Source organism: Dyadobacter sp. HNCC25DJ185 (assembly GCF_056895195.1).
The window spans coordinates 523,778-542,862 of record NZ_JBXHAR010000007.1 but is presented as its reverse complement, the minus strand read 5'-3'; the positions used below and the strand labels follow the sequence as shown (position 1 = coordinate 542,862).

The window sequence follows — 19,085 nt, the reverse complement described above, 5'->3', positions numbered from 1 at the left end:
GGAGCGGAATCAGCGGCGTATTTTCAATCGGAATACTGGTGTACTTTAGAGCGGAATATCCACATGGACACATTCAGGATTAACAGACGCGGATACGAACCAATCAAGCCGCTGCTGGCCCGCATTGATGCAGCCGACGACGTTGCTTCCCTTTTGAAATGGGTGGCGGAAGAGCAAAAAGCCGGGAATGGTTCTATACTGTCGTTTTATATCGGGCTCGATAACAAACAGAGCACGGCGGGATTATTCGCTGGTACCCGTCAAACGCGACACTTATTTCGAAAACCGGCTGGCTGCACAAAAAAATGATTTTATCTACAATCTGAACAAATTGGGAAAACCAGTTGACCGGACCGAATGGCATACGACCCCTCCTACCGTGACGGCGTATAACAATCCTCGGCTCAATGAAATTGTTTTCCCTGCCGGCATCCTTCAGCCACCCTATTTCGATGTCAATGCGGACGACGCATTGAATTACGGCGGCATCGGCATGGTAATCGGTCACGAAATCACGCATTCGTTTGACGACCAGGGGGCGCAATACGATAAATACGGCAACGTAACCAACTGGTGGACCGAAGCGGACTACGCCAAATTCAAAGCGAAAACCCAGCAGGTGATCGACCAATACGATTCATTTACCGTGCTGGATTCGGTACATATCAAAGGCGCCTTAACCGTGGGGGAAAATACCGCCAACATCGCCTGTGGCGCCATTGCCTATGACGCCTTCAAACTAACCGAGCAGGGAAAAGGCAAGACAAAACCAGACGGCTTTAGACCCGATCAACGGTTCTTCATTTCTATAGCCCGGATATGGCGTGTCAAAACCAGGGATGCCTATATGGCCATGTACGTCAACACCAATCCGCCCTCACCGGCCAAATGGAGGGTAAACGGACCGCTGATGAACTTCACACCATTTTACAAAGCATTTAATTTGCAGCCCGGCGACAACATGTACAAACCCGAAAAGGACAGGATCACCGTTTGGTAGATAGAAGCAGGCATCTGCAAACCATTGTCCATGAAAACAATTATCGGCAAGGCTTTGGGTTGTGGCTGGGTGGTCGGTCGTTTTAATTATGGTCAAGGAATAATCCGCAAGAATGCGCTAGGCGATATGTTTTCCATCGGTTAGGCGTCACAGTAATCGAGGTTCGATAGGCCCAAAATTGCCGCAGGTATCTGGTGAAACAGTCTATTCATTTCTACTGCAGAGGCAGGAAAATGAATAAACTGTTCCATTAAATTTGTTAGGGTTCATCTGACAAGTCCACATACCATCTCAGACCCCCACAGTTGAATGCGAGAAAATTGCGAGATGGAATGATCAACGTAAGTCGGGAGATTTGATGTTTAAGATTTTCCCCCAGCCACAAATCAAGTCTTGGTTAATTCAAATAATTATTAAGATACCACAATGAGGTATAAGATTCAGATCTCGCTAGTATTGAAGGTTTGCCAATCAAATTGCGGAATGTCCCATCTCAGAATAACCCTATCCCTAAAAAGAACAGTGTGGCATGTATTCCTAAAAATGATATTATTTGAGTTATCAGCAAAAAAACTAGTACAATGTTCGTCGCAATATCTTTTGATGGATTGCTTTTTTTATCAAAAGTATTCAAGCATAAGTTGACAAAAAAAGTCAAGAAAATGGCAGGCATGACTATGGAAACAACATTCAATACTGTTTTATTCATCTCGTTGTAAGTCCACCCTTGAAAATAAATCCACAAAGCCAAAAGGTCTAACGAGACGCAACCAATAATTGAAACAGCTAAACTCCTAATTCGGAAGATTCCCAATACACTGTGCATAATTCATTTATGTTAAGGGCGATAGGGATTGCTATTGAAATAATATTTTTTGAGCGTTAGCACTCCAAAGGTTGCACCTGCCGCGAAAGATAACGCTGCCTCACGATAATAAAGCATACTAAGAACAGATGATGAAGATTTTAGCCCTTCAACAAGGTACCTGCCGCTCAGGACAAGTTGATTTTTGGCAAACCTGGCATCGGCAGGTATAACTAGGCCATTATTCATCGCATCATCTCTTCCTACCGCTCCAAATAAATCATAGTCCTTATCATGTTGCATGCTAATAGCATCCCTAAGATTTAGTGGGAGTTCGTCATATCCAATTGGGTTATTAGGTCCTGTGTACAAATCGCCAAAATAATTTTTCCCACGTAGCCCTTTCCTATATCCAATTGTCAGGGATTTCTTGCCAGGTCCTCGGTGCATTAGATGGTTCAAACCTGCCACTATCCCTGCTTGCGAAGCACCTTGCCAGAAGTTACCACCGTTTGACTCCGCCGACATACCCCCAACAAAAGAGGCAGATCCGATCATATCCAACGCAGTGCCACCTCCACTTGCCGAAATGGACCCGAACAATCCAGCAGAAACCCCGCTATTAAACGTACCTCCTTGCATTGTAGCAACCACACCTTGCACTGCCGCGTGAGCAGCCGTTTGAAATAAGACCCCATTGACCCCTAAAAAGTAGTTACTGGCAATTTGTCCAATCCCATACGTTGCCAACCCCGATGCAGCACCAATAATTAATGATTTCCCAAGCTGTCCTGCATTGAATTTATTCCCATCGCCACTTTCCCAGGTACTTGCCCAATATCCTAAACCATTGATGATCGCACCTTTCACCGCAATTCCTATCAAAAACAGCAAAGGATTGTTCCCGTCCGGGTCAACATAACTAAGTGGGTTATTTAATGCATAACTGTATCTGTTATAAGACTGGGTATCGTACTGATCAGCTACATAATTATCCGGACTAAGCACTTGGCCCATCACCGGGTCGTACATCCGTCCATTCATGTTGATCAGGCCGAAGTTATCCAGGTGTTCATGCTGGGTGTAGCCTCTATACAACCATACTGGCAAACTTGTACTGGCGGTCGGTGACCATAAATTCCAGGACGTTACATCTCGTCTCCGCCCCCAAGCGTCAAAACTCATTTCGGCTTCCACTACGGCAGCGTCGCTGGTCACAGTAATAATTGAACCCAGATGGTCTGTATAAACATAGTGTTCGGCATGGGCACTTCCCTGGCTTACAATGATCGATACCAGGCCCGCCGGAGACTGAATGTATTGAACGTACCGCTCTGTGCCTCCTGAAATATCTTTTTCGTAGCCATCAAAGTAATACCGGGTGTTAATAGCCACAGGATTACCATTTTGCGTAGTTACGCTCTTGATCCGGTCATAGTCGGCGTCATAGGAATAGGCAAGTTCATATCCGTTTTCCTTAATTATACCCGGCTGCATGAAATTTGTGTAAGTAATATCCTGGCGCAACAAAGCAATAGCTGATGGAGCAGTATTTTCCACTTTCGTCGCCGCGTTCAATTTGCTCGGGTGATAGGTATAGTCTCCGGCATCTGTCTTCTTGGTAATATTTCCGTTACCCGAATAGTCAATGGTAAATGCTGGATTACTACCAATCTTCGCAGAGGTGAGACGGTTCAGTCCGTCATAAAGGAAAGTCTCTGTTTTATTTACCGCCGTACGCTCGTCTGTACGACTTGTAAGCGTCCCTTTCGTATATGTCCACACCATACTCAGTTTCTGCAGTCCGTCCGTTTCGAATTTAGTTGGAAAGCCGTTGACGTAAGTATTCGTCGACAACTTCTGATTGCCCAGCGTATAAGTCTTGACCTGTCCTTGCCCATTCACTGTTCCCGTGCTGTATAACGTTTTTGTACCCCGCTTGATCGCGCTCAGCTGTCCGTAGTCATCGTACTCGTTCGTTATAACCAACCCGGAAGGATAGGTTGTTGTTAACTCATCCCCGAATTCATTATAAGTATGAGATGTAATGTGGTTATCGAGGGTTGAATTTCCGTTATCATCAATCTTCTCATTAACGGATGTCAGCCTTCCCTTGTCGTCGTACGCGTAAATAGTCTGTGTCTGAGTTCCTGCAATTAAGGCCGTCACCTGTTTCAATTTACCTTTTAGCTCTCCCGAACCGTTTTCATCACCATATACATAGGACGTTGCTTCTGAACCGGGTCCAGTACGACTGGTTATCTGCCCTGATTTATTGTAGAGCATCGTATAGGTCTGGTTTAAGGAGTTCGTCTGACTGGCCAACTGACCCAGTGCGTCATAACTGTAAACGGTTTCCCCGGCATTCGCATCTGTGAGTTTCGTCTGCCGACCATTTGCATCATATTCGCTTGATGAAATGACAGTGCCGTTATTTTTAATCTCCTTTACACCGCCGTGGCTATAATAGGTGTATTCCAGCACTCCGCCTCCGCTGTCCTCCGCTTTAGTCACGAGACCACTTGCGTCCGCCGTCTTGCTAGTCGTGCCGGTGGGTGCAGCAGTTGTAACCTTAAGATTGCCCGAAGTGTATGTGTAAGTCAGTGTAGTTGTACCCAGCACTCCGTTATTCACACTCTGCAGCCGGTTATATGCATCGTACAATTTTGTCGACGTAATTGGGGTCTCGGATCCCTGATAAGGCTGCGTCGTTACATACTCATTACCTTTCGAGTCATAGGTTTGTGTCTGGATGATAATATTACCACCAAATCCTTCTGTTTCAGTTCGGATCTGCCTGCCCAGAATATCAAACCAGGTTCTTACATCCGGTCTTCCCTTGACCGGCGTTATCACCTCCTGCTTACTTATCCAACCCGTTCCGCTCGGTGTATTCCAGGAATAGGTATTGCTGACGGTATAACTACCGGGGTAAGTTGTCGTTGAACTACGTCCAAATGCATCATAAGTATAGGTTGTGGTTGTCCCATCAATACCGGTTATCGTCAACGGTTTGCCCCATTTAGGATCAAACGTGGCACTAGACTGGTAACCCATTTCATCGGTATTGGTAATAGTATAGCGATATCTTCCATCGTAGGCAAACTGTGTAATCCGCGCGGTCATCGCAGTAGTCCCATTAAAACCGGTTACCGTCGTTTTTTTTATCGAGCCGCTGGGCCAGTACTCGTATGCTGTAACTACTTTTTTATTGGTGTTATTGAACTCCGTCTTTGAATTCATCTCCCCACGGGTGTTGTACGACATGACGGTTTCGGAAACAAACGCCGTCTGGCCGGCTCTGGTCTTGGTTACCGTAATCTTAGTTGGCCGGTTGAGTACCGTATTGCCATATGCGCCATAAAGCGTAGCGGTCACCGCCGTTTCCACACCATTATTATTGACGGTACTTCCTGTAATGTTACCATTTGCCTCGTCATAGGTATTGGTAGTCGTGATTGTCCTTCCCTCAAGGTTTTTCGTTTCAGTGGTCGTTGTTGTCTTCACCCAAAAACGCTTGGAAGAAGGTATTGTTACGACCGCGTTTTCAAGTGTAGTTTCGGCAAACGGAGTGCTGCTACCACTCAGATAAGAAGATGTTTTTTTGGGGAACGCGCTGTAATAGAACGTATTGAATTCATTTTCTGATACTGTTCTGACACCTAGCGCAAGGTTATTTGCAGTTACCGTTCCAAATCCCAGATACCCCTTGCCGTCAAGGTGCAGCTTTGCATTTCCGTAAGAATACTGGGTTGTTGCTGTACCGCCGATCCCATTCTGAATCCCAAAATCCGACACGGCGAACATGGGGGCCTGAAAATTCACCAAAGGATGATCAGTAGAAGCAACGGCTCCTTTTGTATAAAAAGTACCTCCATCTGAAATACTTTTGTAAGCCCAGGTTGTGCTAAGGCCCATTCCGTTCTGAGCTTGTACCAGCAACGTTTCACGCCCGTTCTTTTTGGGAGAAATAACTGTGAGCACTGTCCCCGACTCTTTCAGCACCATTTCGGCCCGACCGTCCCCGTTCAGGTCAAAGGGAGTACCCACTACTTTGTAACCGGTCCCAGTAGCGGTGGTAGAGAATTCCTGCGCGTAAAAAGAATCACCCGCGCTGTAATAGACAAATGCCTTTTCAGGATTCGTCCCATTCTTCTTTTGATGATAAACATCCCCCCTTCCGTCGCCGTTAAAATCCGCGGTATAAAGGATGTCTACATCGTCTACAAACGGTGAGTTAAATGTGAAAGCAGTTTGCACAAAATCCTTACCGATAGAAATAGCTTTAAGCCAGGGGAAAGTACTCTTATCCCCCCCGGAGGCAGGATCAGCCCTAAAAAGAAGATCTGTTTTGCCGTCACCATTAAAATCTCCTAGATAAATCTGATCGTAGGTAGATTTGAGTAAGGTGGTCGAGGTCAAAACGACTTTAAACTTCGCCGCGCCAGGAGCCAATGTGTCCAGAGAGTAAATCGTAGTAGTGGTTCCATTAATAACCATTACGTCATCCTTTCCGTCGCCGTCGAAATCCAGGACCAATACCTTCCCCGCGGCCCAGGTATTTCCCAGCCGGACATTACTTGTATTATTTATATCGTAAATGTCATAAGGATATTCTCCCGTATTGTAAGTTCTGTAAAGCTGTGCATTGAATTGAGCATTATTTGAGTTTTGTAAAATCGTAAAGAACTCCTGCTTACCGTCGCCGTCAAAATCCCCGCTGAAAAGATAATTCCCTTTATCCGGAATACAACTCTCATAGGTAGCTCCGCCGACTGGAATACCCACGGGAACCATTTGTAAGGTATTTGAAAGTAGTCCGTTAGGGGAGAGCTTACTTTGATAGATCTTTATGCCCGTAAGAACACCACGCTGATTACCTTCAAGGGTTGCTGTTCCAACTTTTGTTGTAAGAATGTCATCCAGACCATCCCCGTTAAAATCCGAACTCAAAAAGACAGATCTATTTGCCGTCAGTGGGTTCGCCTTCAACTGAGTGCCGTCTTCTAAAGCGATCAACCCGGTTGAACTGGCCGAACTGCCATCCCTATAAATGTTAAATCCTGTATATTTCTTTTCAATAAACGGCCCGGATAAAGTATTATAAACTATGTTGGTGAAGTTGGCCATTAATATGTCCGACTTACCACTACCGTCGTAGTCACCTGCAAAGAAGTCTGTGGAACTTGTCGGAAGCGTAGCACCCGCTTCCCTGGTAAAATCTTGCGGCGCATCCCCATATTTAAACACCGTAGCATTTAATGTGGTGGTACCATCGCTTCCCGTTTCGACGACTTCGTTCAGAAGTGTATTGATATTGTTATGACTATATTTGAACTGATATTTTTTTACAGTTTGGTTTTCGGCCTTTACTTCAATCACATCTAACAAATATTTGCTTGTAATGGCAGATCCGGCTTCATATGCCGTTCGAATATCCGAAAATGTAGTGCCCGATTTTCTTATTTTGTAAGAAAACTGGACAATGTTATAGGGGGCTAACGGAACGTCTCCCGCCCCCAAATTGATCGTTACGTTGTCGTTCCCAGTATACAGTATCTGCGATATCCGCGAGTCGCGGTCACTATTATCATATACAAAACGAATGTAGTTGCCATCCGGATTGAGTATTTTATTAATCCGCCAGAACAACACCGTACTTCCACTTTCTGCTAAAAAACGTGAATCTGTGGTATTCCCAAACTCCATCAGCACGCCATCCTTGGTGAGTACCGTAAAATACTGTGGACCGTTCCCTGCAGTTCCAATTGCCGAGACTTTCGCAAAATTTTCGATCTCTGTTCCGTACACAGAACCGTCCGCCCCATAGGTCCCGCTTTTAAGGACCAAACGTGATCCATCCATTGCAAACCTGTCGTTCAAACTTAATTCAACGGGATTAACACGACCGTCGAAATAGTTATTCTGGGGGATTCGGGTAATAGCGGATAAACCTGATACATTCCATCCGAAACCAGCCATACCTGGGCCGGATTGGGAGTTATAAACTACCGATACGCCCGGTACAACACCGTTGGTACCTCCCGGCACAGCAATTGGAATGCTGTACGTTCCGCTTCCATTACCTGAAACACCACCCTCCCCCGGGGTGCTTCCAACGTTAGGGTTAGTAGTCAGATTGCGAGTGAAAATACTACTGCCATGCGGAGCCGAGAAAACGACATCTTGAGCGTTTGCATGAATAAAGAATACACAGAAAAAAAATACAAGTAAAAATCCCTTCCTCATCATAATGGTATGTTATCTCAAAATTCAAGTTGTAATTCCGAAAAGCAGAAGCGTGGGCGAGCTTAAATAATAGAGGGCACTATTCAATCGGTCGCGATCGAAAAATCCTCAACTCCGTAGCATAAAATAGAATTATATGCACATCGAGTTCATCTTTAGTTAGAGGCTGGCACCATCGAAACAAATTGGCCACTTGGTCTACAATATTCCCGCCGATTCTGGCAATTTCGGGTTCTTATTGTGGATCTGCGGCGAATTGATACCGATGGCACCATTCTCTGTATATCCGGTGTCACATCTAATGAACAATTATCACCCGCTCGGTATCCAGGAACGCGCCCTGACGGAGTGTCACCAGATAGGTTCCCGATGGGGCGGTATCCAAGGTGACTCTGAGCTTGTGCTGCCCTTTTCCTTTAACGGATTTGGTCAGCCAGGAGCGGCCCTTCATGTCGATCACCGAAAGCTGGGCTTTCTGATCCGAAGGCAGGGAGAATACTACTTCGAAACTGCCCGAGTTCGGATTCGCTGCAACCGTCATTTTGCTGGATTCGACCAATGGTTCCTCTTCCGCCGCACCCACACGCTGCCCCGAGAAGCAGCCAGATGCCGTCAGCACCCACTTGTTGCTGCCGAAAATGTTCGATGGGTCATCGGTAAGATAGATGTCCGTAGTGCCATTATCTGAGGAGCCGTTTCCATTATCCAGGGTGCTGCCGAAACGTAGTGTCGAGTTTTTGCGGACAAATACCGTGTGGTTTGTCCCCGAAAGATCAGTCCGCGTCCATAACAAGTGGTCACTGGTACCCGACCCCTGTAAAGTAATCTGGTTGTCGACGCTGTTGCCGCCGCCTTGCACGCCCAATACTTGGTTGGTACCCAGGCTGCCGGTGCTTCCCTGGGCAATGATGCTTACCTGCGAACCGTTCTGCAGGAGTTTCCATACCTGGGAATACGGACTACCGCTTTGTACTGGTTTCACCTTTGGCACACCGTTGAGGTTGGTCAGATAAGTGGGAGTCGATGTTCCGTATTTGCTCGCCAAAGCCAATGTAAAACAATCGCCGGCCACAGGTGGACTCACGGTAACGCTCGCTTGTTGCTGCGTACATCCTGATTTTGTGACGGTTACTGTGTAGGTCGTTGAAGCGGTCGGAGTCACCGTCTTGCTTGCCGCTGTCCCGCCGCCGGTCCAACTGTATCCCAAACCGGAACATGCACTACCAATACAGTTTGCTGTCATTGTCACACTGCTGCCCGAAGTGGTTGTGCTGATATTGATGGCGAAATCACATGCGCCGGGACTTGACTGACAACCTGTTGAGGTTAATATCCACTTGTTGCTACCGTACATGTTCGTCGGGTCATCGGCCAGGTAAATGTCCGTTGTCCCAGGATCATACACGCCATTGCCATTATCTATCGTGCTGCCAAAACGTAATGTCGAGTTCTTCCGGACAAATACGGTATGGTTTGTCCCTGAAAGGTTCGTCCGCGTCCATAGTAAGTGGTCACTAGTCCCGGATCCTTGCATGGTAACCTGGTTGTCGACACTATTGCCACCACCCAGCACGCCCAATACCTGGCCCGTACCCAAACTTCCAGTGCTGCCCTGGGCAACGATGCTTACTTGCGACCCGCTCTGCTGAAGCTTCCAGACCTGGGACAATGGGCTGCCGGTTTGCACGCTGCGCATTTTTGGTACGCCATTCAGGTTAGTCAGGTAAGTAGGTGTCCCCTGGGCAACCTTACTTGCCAAAGCCAGGGTATAACAGTCACCCGGCGGAGGCGGGCCGACAGTCGTACTCACCTGCTGTTGCGAACAGCCTGATTTTGTGACGGTTACTGTATGAGTTTCCGTGGTAGCTGGGGTAACCGTCTTGCTTTGACCTGTACCGCCGCCGCTCCAACTGTAACTCAGACCCGAACACGCACTGCCCGCACAGTTCGCCGTCATGATCACATTGCTCCCTGATGCAACGGTGCTGATGCTAATAAGATAGTCACATACAGCCGGATTGGATGTACACCCCGTCGAAGTCAATACCCACTTATTACTACCGAACATGTTCGTCGGGTCGTCCGTGAGGTAAATATCTGTCGTTCCCGCGTCGGAAGAGCCGTTTCCGTTATCTATCGTGCTGCCAAAGCGTAATGACGAATTCTTCCGGACAAATATCGTATGGTTCGTACCCGAAAGTCCTGTTCGTGTCCACAGCAAGTGATCGCTCGTTCCCGATCCTTGCAGCGTAATTTGGTTGTCCACACTATTGCCGCCGCCTTGCACGCCCAACACCTGGCCGGTACCCAGGCTGCCAGTGCTGCCCTGTGCGATAATGCTCACCTGTGAACCATTCTGCTGGAGTTTCCACACCTGGGACAATGGACTGCCCGTCTGCACTGTCTTTACTTTGGGTACACCATTCAGATTGGTCAGATAGGTTGGCGTTCCTGAATTATATTTGCTCGCCAAGGCTATTGTATAACAATCGCCTGGCTGGGGCGGGGTCACTGTAGCACTCGCTTCTTTCAAGCAAGACGATTTAGTTACCGTAACTGTATATGATTCTGTAATACTTGGGGTCACTGTTTTACTTTGCCCTGTGCCACCGCCAGTCCAACTGTAGCTCAGGCCTGAGCATGCACTGCCCGTACAATTTGCTGTCATAATTACATTACTGCCGGCGGTTACCGTACTGATACTGATGAAATAATCACATGCTCCGGGATTGTTTTGGCAACCGGCTGAAACAAGAACCCATTTATTACTGCCGAACATATTGGTAGGGTCATCAGCCAGATAAATATCAGAAGTGGTCGCCTGGGTGGGATAACCATCGCCATTGTTACGGGTACTGCCGAACCGGAGCGTCGAATTTTTGCGTATAAAGGCTGTATTCCCTGTTAAATCCATTTTGCTCCATAACAAATGGTCTGCGGTACCAACCGTCTGAAGGGTAATGGTGTTCTCGGCCGTATTTCCTCCACTTTGTACGCCTAGTGCAAGGCCGGTTCCACCTGTACCGCCTGTGCTGCCTTGTGCCACAATATTGTATAGCAAACCATTCTGCTGAAGCTTCCACACCTGGGACAATGGACTGCCACCGTCTGCGGCGCGCACCTTCAGCACACCATCTACATTCGTCAGATAGGTCGGCGTCTGTGAGTTGTATTTACTTGCCAAAGCAAAATTGAAACAATCCCCTTGTACCGGTGGGCTTACCTGAACGTCCGCAGACCGCGAACATCCCGATTTTGTCACCGTCACAGTGTAGCTTTCGTTGGTGGCAGGGGTTACGGTTTTCGAGGCCGCGCTCCCCCCCCCGGTCCAGGAATACGTCAGACCGGAACAGGCGCTGCCTGCGCAATTCGCCTTCATGATAACACTGTTACCAGAAGTAACCGTGCTGATACTGATTGCGTAGTCGCAAGCTCCGGGATTAGCTTGGCAACCTGTTGAACCCAGGACCCATTTGTTACTCCCGAAAATATTGGTCGGATCATCAGCCAGGTAAATATCCGGCGTGGTCGATTCTGTCGGATAACCGTCCCCGTTGTTACGGGTGCTGCCAAACCGCAGTGTAGAGTTTTTACGTATAAAAATTGTGTTCCCTGACAAATCGGTCCTGCTCCATAACAAATGGTCCGAAGTACCCGACGTTTGCAGCGTGATGGTATTCTCGGCGGTATTGCCTCCACCCTGTACGCCAAGTGCAAGTCCGACACCAGCAGTGCCGCCTGTGCTACCCTGGGAAATCACATTGTAAAACGACCCGCTTTGCTGGAGCTTCCATACCTGCGACAATGGGCTTCCTCCGTCAGCGGCGCGTACTTTCAGCACCCCGTTCACATTCGTCAGATAGGTTGGCGTTGAAGTGTTGTATTTGCCGGCCAATGCAAAAGTGAAGCAATCGCCCTGCACAGGTGGGTTGACCTGGACGCTCGCGGAGCGTGAACATCCTGATTTTGTTACTGTAACAGTGTAGTTTTCAGTAGCCGTAGGTGTAACCGTTTTTGCGGCAGACGTACCTCCGCCGCTCCACGAATAGCTCAATCCGGAACACGCGGTACCTGTGCACTTTGCCGTCATAGTCACATTGGCACCCGATGTGGCTGTCTCAATGCTGATGGTATAATCACAAGCAACAGGATCGGATTGGCAACCTGTTGAGGTGAGCACCCACTTGTTGCTTCCGAACATATTGGACTGATCATCAGCAAGATAAATATCGGTAACATTAGACTCTGGCAGACCGTTGCCATTGTTTTTGGTACTACCAAAACGCAAAGTGGAATTTTTACGGACAAAAATGGTATGGTTGGTGCCCGAAAGGTTGGTACGCGTCCATAATAAATGGTCACTTGCAGCAAGTCCCTGTAAGGTGATCTGGTTGTCGACACTATTGCCCCCGTTTTGTACACCCAATACCTGGCCGGTACCGATTGTACCGGTGCTGCCCTGTGCGACAATATTATATTGCGAGCCGCTTTGCTGAAGCTTCCATGATTGCGACAACAGGTTGCTGCTTGATAGCTGCCGCATTTTCAAAACCCCGTTTTCGTTGGTCAGATAGGTGGCATCGAACTGACCATATTTACTGGCCAGAGCCAGGGTATAACAGGCACCGATTCCGGGGGGTGACACTTCGACACTAACGGACTGCGTTGTGCAGCCCGACTTTGTTACGGTCACGGTATATTGCTCGGGTCCCACAGGGGTTACGGTTTTTGAAACGCCAGTTCCACTGCCAGTCCACGAGTAAGACAATCCCGAGCACGCCGTACCTGTACATGTCGCAGTCATGGTCACATTGTTTCCCGATACCGATGTTGATATTCCGATCAGATAGTCGCATGGACCTGGGTTGGTGGTGGTGCCAACGGTCACTGCCACACTCGCATATTTGATACATGAGCCCTTTGTGACCTTTACATTATAAGTATACTGTCCATTTGTATTAGGAACACTAATAAGAGGGTTTTGGCTCGTCGACAACACAGTTGCATTGCCTTGTAAGGTCCACTCATATGATGCGCCTGAACATTCGGTGCCGGTACATGTAGCCAAAAAATTCACTGCCTGGTTTGGATTTGCAGTTGGGGTACTTAAAGAGGTAGAAGCTGTCACCCCATAAATGCATGAGGGCGGGGTGCCCGTAAGGTCATTGACCAAAACAATGTTGGCCGGTGGGTTCCCATTCTGCAAGTTGATCCAGTTCTTATAAGCATCACAACCTGAACTGCTTGCATTCCGGTTTTCAGTCGCACACCCATCGGAATCGATCATGTTGGACAAAGTATAATTAGCAGACGGAGGATTAATGACGGCAGTGATGGTTTTTCCAGTAACATACGCGTCAGCCGTAGCTTTTACAGTGGCCGTCAGTGAAGGATTATCCAGTACATCCTCCATTTTGAACACGCTCACCATGTGCGCACCATGGGAAAAGCTCTCTTCCATCAGTCTTGTGACCCCTAATATCTGGCCCTGATAACCCGCTTCATTAACTACAATTGCCCCCGGCGCCATGTTCGATCGGGCAAGGTCAACGGAAAACCGGTGATCATAGCCATTACTATTGGCCTCAACGACTGCATCATTGAATTTAATACCATCTAGGCCCGCCCCGATCTCATTAAATGCGAAAGTCCCGCGCCTGGTCGTATTGACTTTATCGAACATGGAACCGTGATGGGTGATTACCTTAATCCTTGAATCGACAGACTTGGCTGCATTATTAAAAACCGCATTGATATCTTTTAAGACGAATGTCCTGTAAAGGAACCAATCCCGGCCAGCTGGCCCCTGAAAAGCGCTGAGATATGAGCCTGAGGGCCTCTTGGGTTGGATGTTGTCAAAATTCGTAATATTGGGTGACGCACCGTTTACAGTCCATGCGCTATTAATGCTTGACAAGCTATTGTTATATTTCGCTTTCAGCCATGCCCGGTAGCCTTGCACCATAGGTTGCGAATAATCGAACAACGCGCCGCCGCCGCCGCCCATATCTAAATTGGTGTCCAAATCCCACTTAGTGGTACCTCCTTCAAATTCCCCCTCTCCTTGCCGGGTAAAAATCAAGTTGACGTATAACAATTTGCCCGTGTCCAGAAGGTACTTATACCTGTTCATTACCTTTGTCGTAAAGCTCACAACCCTGTTCTTTGTTGATTGCGCAGCCAAAGAAGTCATTACGAACTGAAGATAAATTCCTGAACCAGGCCTCAATTCCCCGCCTCCGGCGATCTGAAGGACCGCTTCCGTCCCATCGTACTTTACGCCCAGCATTCGCTCCTCTTTCAGCCAGTTATCATTGGTTGTAACACCATAACGGTCTGACCTGCTGTTGGAAGCATCGTCGGCGGTACTGACAGCGATGTTCAGGCCAACTTTCATATTATGCGACAAAGCGCGGGCGATTTGCTGGTCATATTGATTGAAAAGCATATCTTCCATAGCCGTTGGGTTGCCAGCCAGTTCAGGATGTTCGCTTTTTTTCAACCTGGCGACATACCCTTCAATAAACCCCCACTGAATAGAAAGAAACAGCGCGTTTGCGCCCGCATCTACCGATTTGGTGATGTAATTGAGCTTCATATCTTCATTTTCGTTCACCAAACTCATCCCAAAATAGCGCTGGCCGGGAACGGAGGTATCCGTGTTGGTGCGTCGTACAATCCTGTTGCCGGCAGCATCGTATTCATAGATGATACTATTTTGGGAAAATGAAAAATGGGAGGTCAGTACCAGCAAAAAAAATAGGATACGTTTTGTCATAAACTTTTAATTACAGTTTTCAAGTTCGTTAATTAATTGTTGCTCAATAATTTGTAGAAAAAATATGCAGATTACCAGCCAATAAGCCCCCCAAGCCGTACAGTTCGCCCGCTGGAGCCTTTAAGTCCATGGGTCACACATAGACACGTCAACCTTCTGGGTTCACGAGTGAATTGTCTATGATAAACACAGACTGCCTAGCCATTAAAATTTATCAGATATTGTCTAACCCGTTGAAATACAGACGACGTTAAAACCGGAACAAATACTGGCTTATTAGGTTGGGGGAGATTTGACATAGAATACCGATTATGATTTAGGGGCTTTACTTTAAATTATATTATAAATATGATCTTGATATAAATGATACAAAAATCCTGACCGCCCGAAAAAGCAGGAAGACTATGGGGTGTTGCAAAGAGGAAACAAATCTTTAAACTAACGCGAGTATATATACGTACTTGCGCAGCTCAGTATTTTTCTCGGACTTTGACATAAAAAATCCCGGCGAAGCTAGAGTGTGTGAAAGAAAATAGAGCGGTTAGGTCATGAAAGTCATTAACTATGACGAATGCAATTGCCATGTCTTAAGCATTAATCATTTTCGCTCAGTCATCCGTTGCTACTGTAAAAGTAACAAAGGAAATATATCCTCCAGGCTTTTATCAAGAGCCTGAGTTAACAGCGAAACTGAATATAGTTTTTGTGATTGTATAGAATATTGTCCTATAAGTACTACAATTAGTGTTACGTAAAACTAATTAGATAAATTCGAGTTACAAATTTCAGTTGAATTATTTTTTGGAAAATTTTGAATGACCCATGAATAACTTATTGAACGGTAAATGAAACTTTGAATAATGTGTTTTGGAAGATCTGCTTACCAGGTGTTTCGGCAAAGGTGGTCCGGTCCCAGAAGCTTTGGGGTTATCTGATTTACAATAGTCAGGATGTAACCGAATAGTAAAAACAAACTGAAATGACCACGAAAATCTCGTCAGTCGCAGGGAAGGGGTTGACCGGAATTCAATTATAATTACCTTTGGCACCGGACCAAAACTCCTGCTACCGCTCACTCAACCATGATTTTCTTGATCTTCAGGCAAATTCGCATCCACCAGTGGATCAAAAATTTGTTGATACTCGCCCCCTTGCTATTCTCAGGAAAGCTCTTTGATCAATCGTCCATATGCTATTCGGTTCTGGCATTCTTTGCCTTTTCCTTTACCGCATCCGGCATATATGTCCTTAACGATATCAAGGACCTGGAGTCCGACCGAAACCATCCGGTCAAGAAAAACAGGCCGTTGGCATCGGGCAGATTAAGCATGACACTGGCCGTCCTCTGCGCGCTAACCTGCATCGCAGCATCCTGTCTTATTCTGTTTTTTGTCCAGAACGCCTTGCTCGCCCTGATCGTTGCATGCTATTGTGTCAGCAATATTTTGTATTCCCTGTACCTCAAAAATATCAGTATTGTAGACTGCATTATTATCTCAATCGGGTTTGAACTAAGGATCCTGGCCGGATGTGAAGCGATACATGTCACCCCTTCCGACTTCATTTTGGTCGTCACATTCTTTTTGGCCCTGATGCTTGGATTCATCAAGAGAAAAGGAGAATTAAAAGTCCTTGACCAAAAAGCACACGGTCACAGAAAAGTATTGTCGGACTACTCGGTAAAGTTATTGGATACCTATATCTATTCCTGCTCAACGGTCACGTTGATCAGCTACATGTTCTACACCATTGACGCCACTGTGATCCGTATCGTTGGCGCAGATATTCTGAAATATTCGCTTGTCTTCGTAATCTATGGCCTGTTCCGGTTCATCCAGCTGACCGACATTGACAAATTTCAGGGAGAGGGCGACCCCACCACGTTAATCTATAAAGACAGACCGCTGCAGATCACAATATGCCTCTTTTTGGCCTATATTATTTTTTGCTTTTATGCATAGGGATCGGAACTCATGGTAAATCCGGTACGCCCATCTCATGCTCAACAGATCTTTTCCGATTCTTTCAGAAAGACTGGCGATCGTAAACAAAAGGCTATCGTACTGATTAACAGCAACTATAAGAATTTAAGCGAATCTTAAGATTGATTTAAATCCACCTCATCACATATATTTCGAAATTTACAGTCAATGAAGCAGACCCTGCCATGAAGCCGTCGTAAAAACCGAACTATATGAGAATCCTGATAATTGAAGATGAGAAGGGAATTCTTAATTTTCTGGTACAGGGCCTTGAAGAAGAATCCTATGCTGTAGATACCGCAATGGATGGTAACAAGGGCCTCGAACTCGCTCTATCCGGCGATTACGACCTCCTGCTGATCGACTGGATGCTGCCCGGTAAAAGCGGGATCGAAATATGCAGGGAATTCAGGAAACAAAACAAAAAAACACCCATCCTGTTTCTTACCGCACGGGACACGGTCCAGGACACCATCTTCGGTCTGCAAAGCGGTGCAAATGACTACATCAAAAAGCCGTTCAGTTTTGAAGAATTGCTGGAACGGATCCGCGTGCAGCTACGTCCGGCGACTGGCGAACAGGCCGAATTCACGCTCGGACCGATCAGGATCGATACACAGTCACATCAGGTATTCAGGGAATCGGAAGAGATCAAGCTAACCCAAAAAGAGTTTGGCCTTCTTGAATTTCTGCTCCGTAATAAAGGAAAAGTTTGCCGCCGCACCCGAATTATTGAAAGTGTCTGGGATATTCATTTTGAATACAATACCGGGGTCATCGATGTGTACATCAATTCGTTGCGAAAAAAACTCAAACTGGCGCGGGAGGAAGACTACATTCAAACCATTCGGGGCGTGGGTTACATTGCAAAAGAAATTTGATCCTAGATGAACACTTCCTTTAAGAATAAACTTGCATTTAACTTTACCGCCAGTACAGCGCTCCTGACTGCCGTGATCTTTCTTGTGATTTATTTTATTGTAGACTTTACCGTCAACAGCCGGATAGAAAGAGACATCAGGAGCGAAGCCAATCACCACTTTTACGAGGTCGGGATCCAGGACGGCAAACCTTACATCGCGGATAAAATCGAGTGGCTGGAGAGGGAGCACCAGGAACAGGAACTTAATCCTGTATTTGTGGAGCTGACGGATGCGTCGGGCAATGTCCTGGAAAAATCGCCGAACCTCAGGGAGAATGTATTAAAACCCGATTTCTCAAAACCCGGCCCCTATTTTTCCCATGCAAAATTACTGGGGCAATCCGTCGCCCAGGTTCAGATCGCGCTCAAAGAAAAAGAAACCGTCGCCGGGTACCTGCTCGTCGCCATCGCAATGGATGAATCGGAATCCGTATTGTTTACCCTAAAAACAGTACTCTTGGTCGCTTTCCCAATTGTACTGCTGGTACTCTTTTTCGTAACGCGCGTCATTGCCGGACAAAGCATCCGGCCTGTTTTGAGTGTCATTGAAACCGCCAGCAAAATCACCAATGAAAACCTGACGGCCCGGATTCCGCTGCCCCCGGGCAAAGATGAGCTCAAAACACTGGTTGTGACCATTAATGATCTGATGGACCGGATCGAACATTCGATTGACCGGGAGAAGCAATTTACTTCCGATGCTTCCCACGAGCTGCGAACTCCCCTCGCCATTATCAAAGGCACGCTCGAAGTATTGATCAGAAAGCCACGTACTTCGGCTGAATATGTGGAGAAAGTTTCTTATTGCATCAGTGAGATCGACAGGATTACCGGCCTGGTCGACCAGCTTTTGTTATTGGCCAGGTTCGAAAGTCAGAGAAAAGCACTGGACAGGCAAAAAGTTGACCTTTCTGAGCTCACTGCTGTGATTCTGCAAAGACAGCAACAGCACGTGCTCGACAAAAATTTGTCCGTGGACCTGGATACGGATGAGCATCACCACGTAGACTCAGACCCTTACATGCTCGACATCATTGTTGAGAACCTCTTATCCAATGCGATTAAGTATTCCCATCCCGATGAGCGCATCCGTATCTGGATAAGGAAAAGCGGGGGCAGGATCCGTTATTCTGTGATCGATAACGGCATTGGCATTGAAGCAAACGACCTGGAAAAAATACAGGACCCTTTTTACCGCTCCGATGCACTGCTGCACCCTGAGATCAAAGGGAACGGCCTGGGCTTATCGATCGTCAAACGCATGTGCCAATTGCTGAAAGTTGACTTTTATATTGAAAGTGAGCTAAATGCAGGTACTACCGCCACGCTGGCCTTCTGATTTCAGGCAT

6 protein-coding genes and 1 pseudogene are annotated in these 19,085 nt (G+C 46.9%); 5 read left to right on the top strand and 2 right to left on the bottom strand.

Annotated elements, in window-relative coordinates; all coding sequences use genetic code 11:
- Positions 1-309: hypothetical protein (locus AC1XUF_RS22255; protein WP_483344047.1), on the top strand; the 309-nt coding region annotated here is incomplete at its 5' end.
- Positions 239-1,000: pseudogene (locus tag AC1XUF_RS22250) on the top strand (M13-type metalloendopeptidase); the annotation flags it as partial. The gene AC1XUF_RS22255 and the pseudogene AC1XUF_RS22250, both read left to right, overlap by 71 nt.
- Positions 1,001-1,838: 838 nt before the next feature.
- On the opposite strand, the gene AC1XUF_RS22245 reads toward AC1XUF_RS22250, so the two are convergent.
- Both AC1XUF_RS22245 and AC1XUF_RS22240 read right to left on the bottom strand, forming a co-directional pair.
- Positions 1,839-8,057 (bottom strand): FG-GAP-like repeat-containing protein, encoded by a 6,219-nt coding sequence (locus tag AC1XUF_RS22245; protein ID WP_483344035.1) that lies wholly within the window; start codon positions 8,055-8,057, stop codon positions 1,839-1,841.
- Between the two features lie 295 nt (positions 8,058-8,352).
- On the bottom strand, positions 8,353-14,832 hold the full coding sequence (locus AC1XUF_RS22240) for a T9SS type A sorting domain-containing protein (RefSeq protein WP_483344034.1): 6,480 nt from the start codon (positions 14,830-14,832) through the stop codon (positions 8,353-8,355).
- Positions 14,833-15,914: 1,082 nt separating this feature from the next.
- On the opposite strand from AC1XUF_RS22240, the gene AC1XUF_RS22235 reads away from it, so the two are divergent.
- The 3 genes from AC1XUF_RS22235 (at position 15,915) to AC1XUF_RS22225 (ending at position 19,075) form a co-directional block, all read left to right on the top strand.
- The gene (locus tag AC1XUF_RS22235) at positions 15,915-16,793 is read left to right on the top strand and encodes a decaprenyl-phosphate phosphoribosyltransferase (protein WP_483344033.1); all 879 of its coding nucleotides are present in this window, start codon (positions 15,915-15,917) and stop codon (positions 16,791-16,793) included.
- 233 nt (positions 16,794-17,026) lie between these two features.
- A complete protein-coding gene (locus tag AC1XUF_RS22230) occupies positions 17,027-17,695 on the top strand; it encodes a response regulator transcription factor (protein WP_483344032.1) in 669 nt (222 codons plus the stop codon).
- A gap of 6 nt (positions 17,696-17,701) precedes the next feature.
- The gene (locus AC1XUF_RS22225) at positions 17,702-19,075 is read left to right on the top strand and encodes a sensor histidine kinase (RefSeq protein ID WP_483344031.1); all 1,374 of its coding nucleotides are present in this window, start codon (positions 17,702-17,704) and stop codon (positions 19,073-19,075) included.
- Positions 19,076-19,085 lie beyond the last annotated feature (10 nt).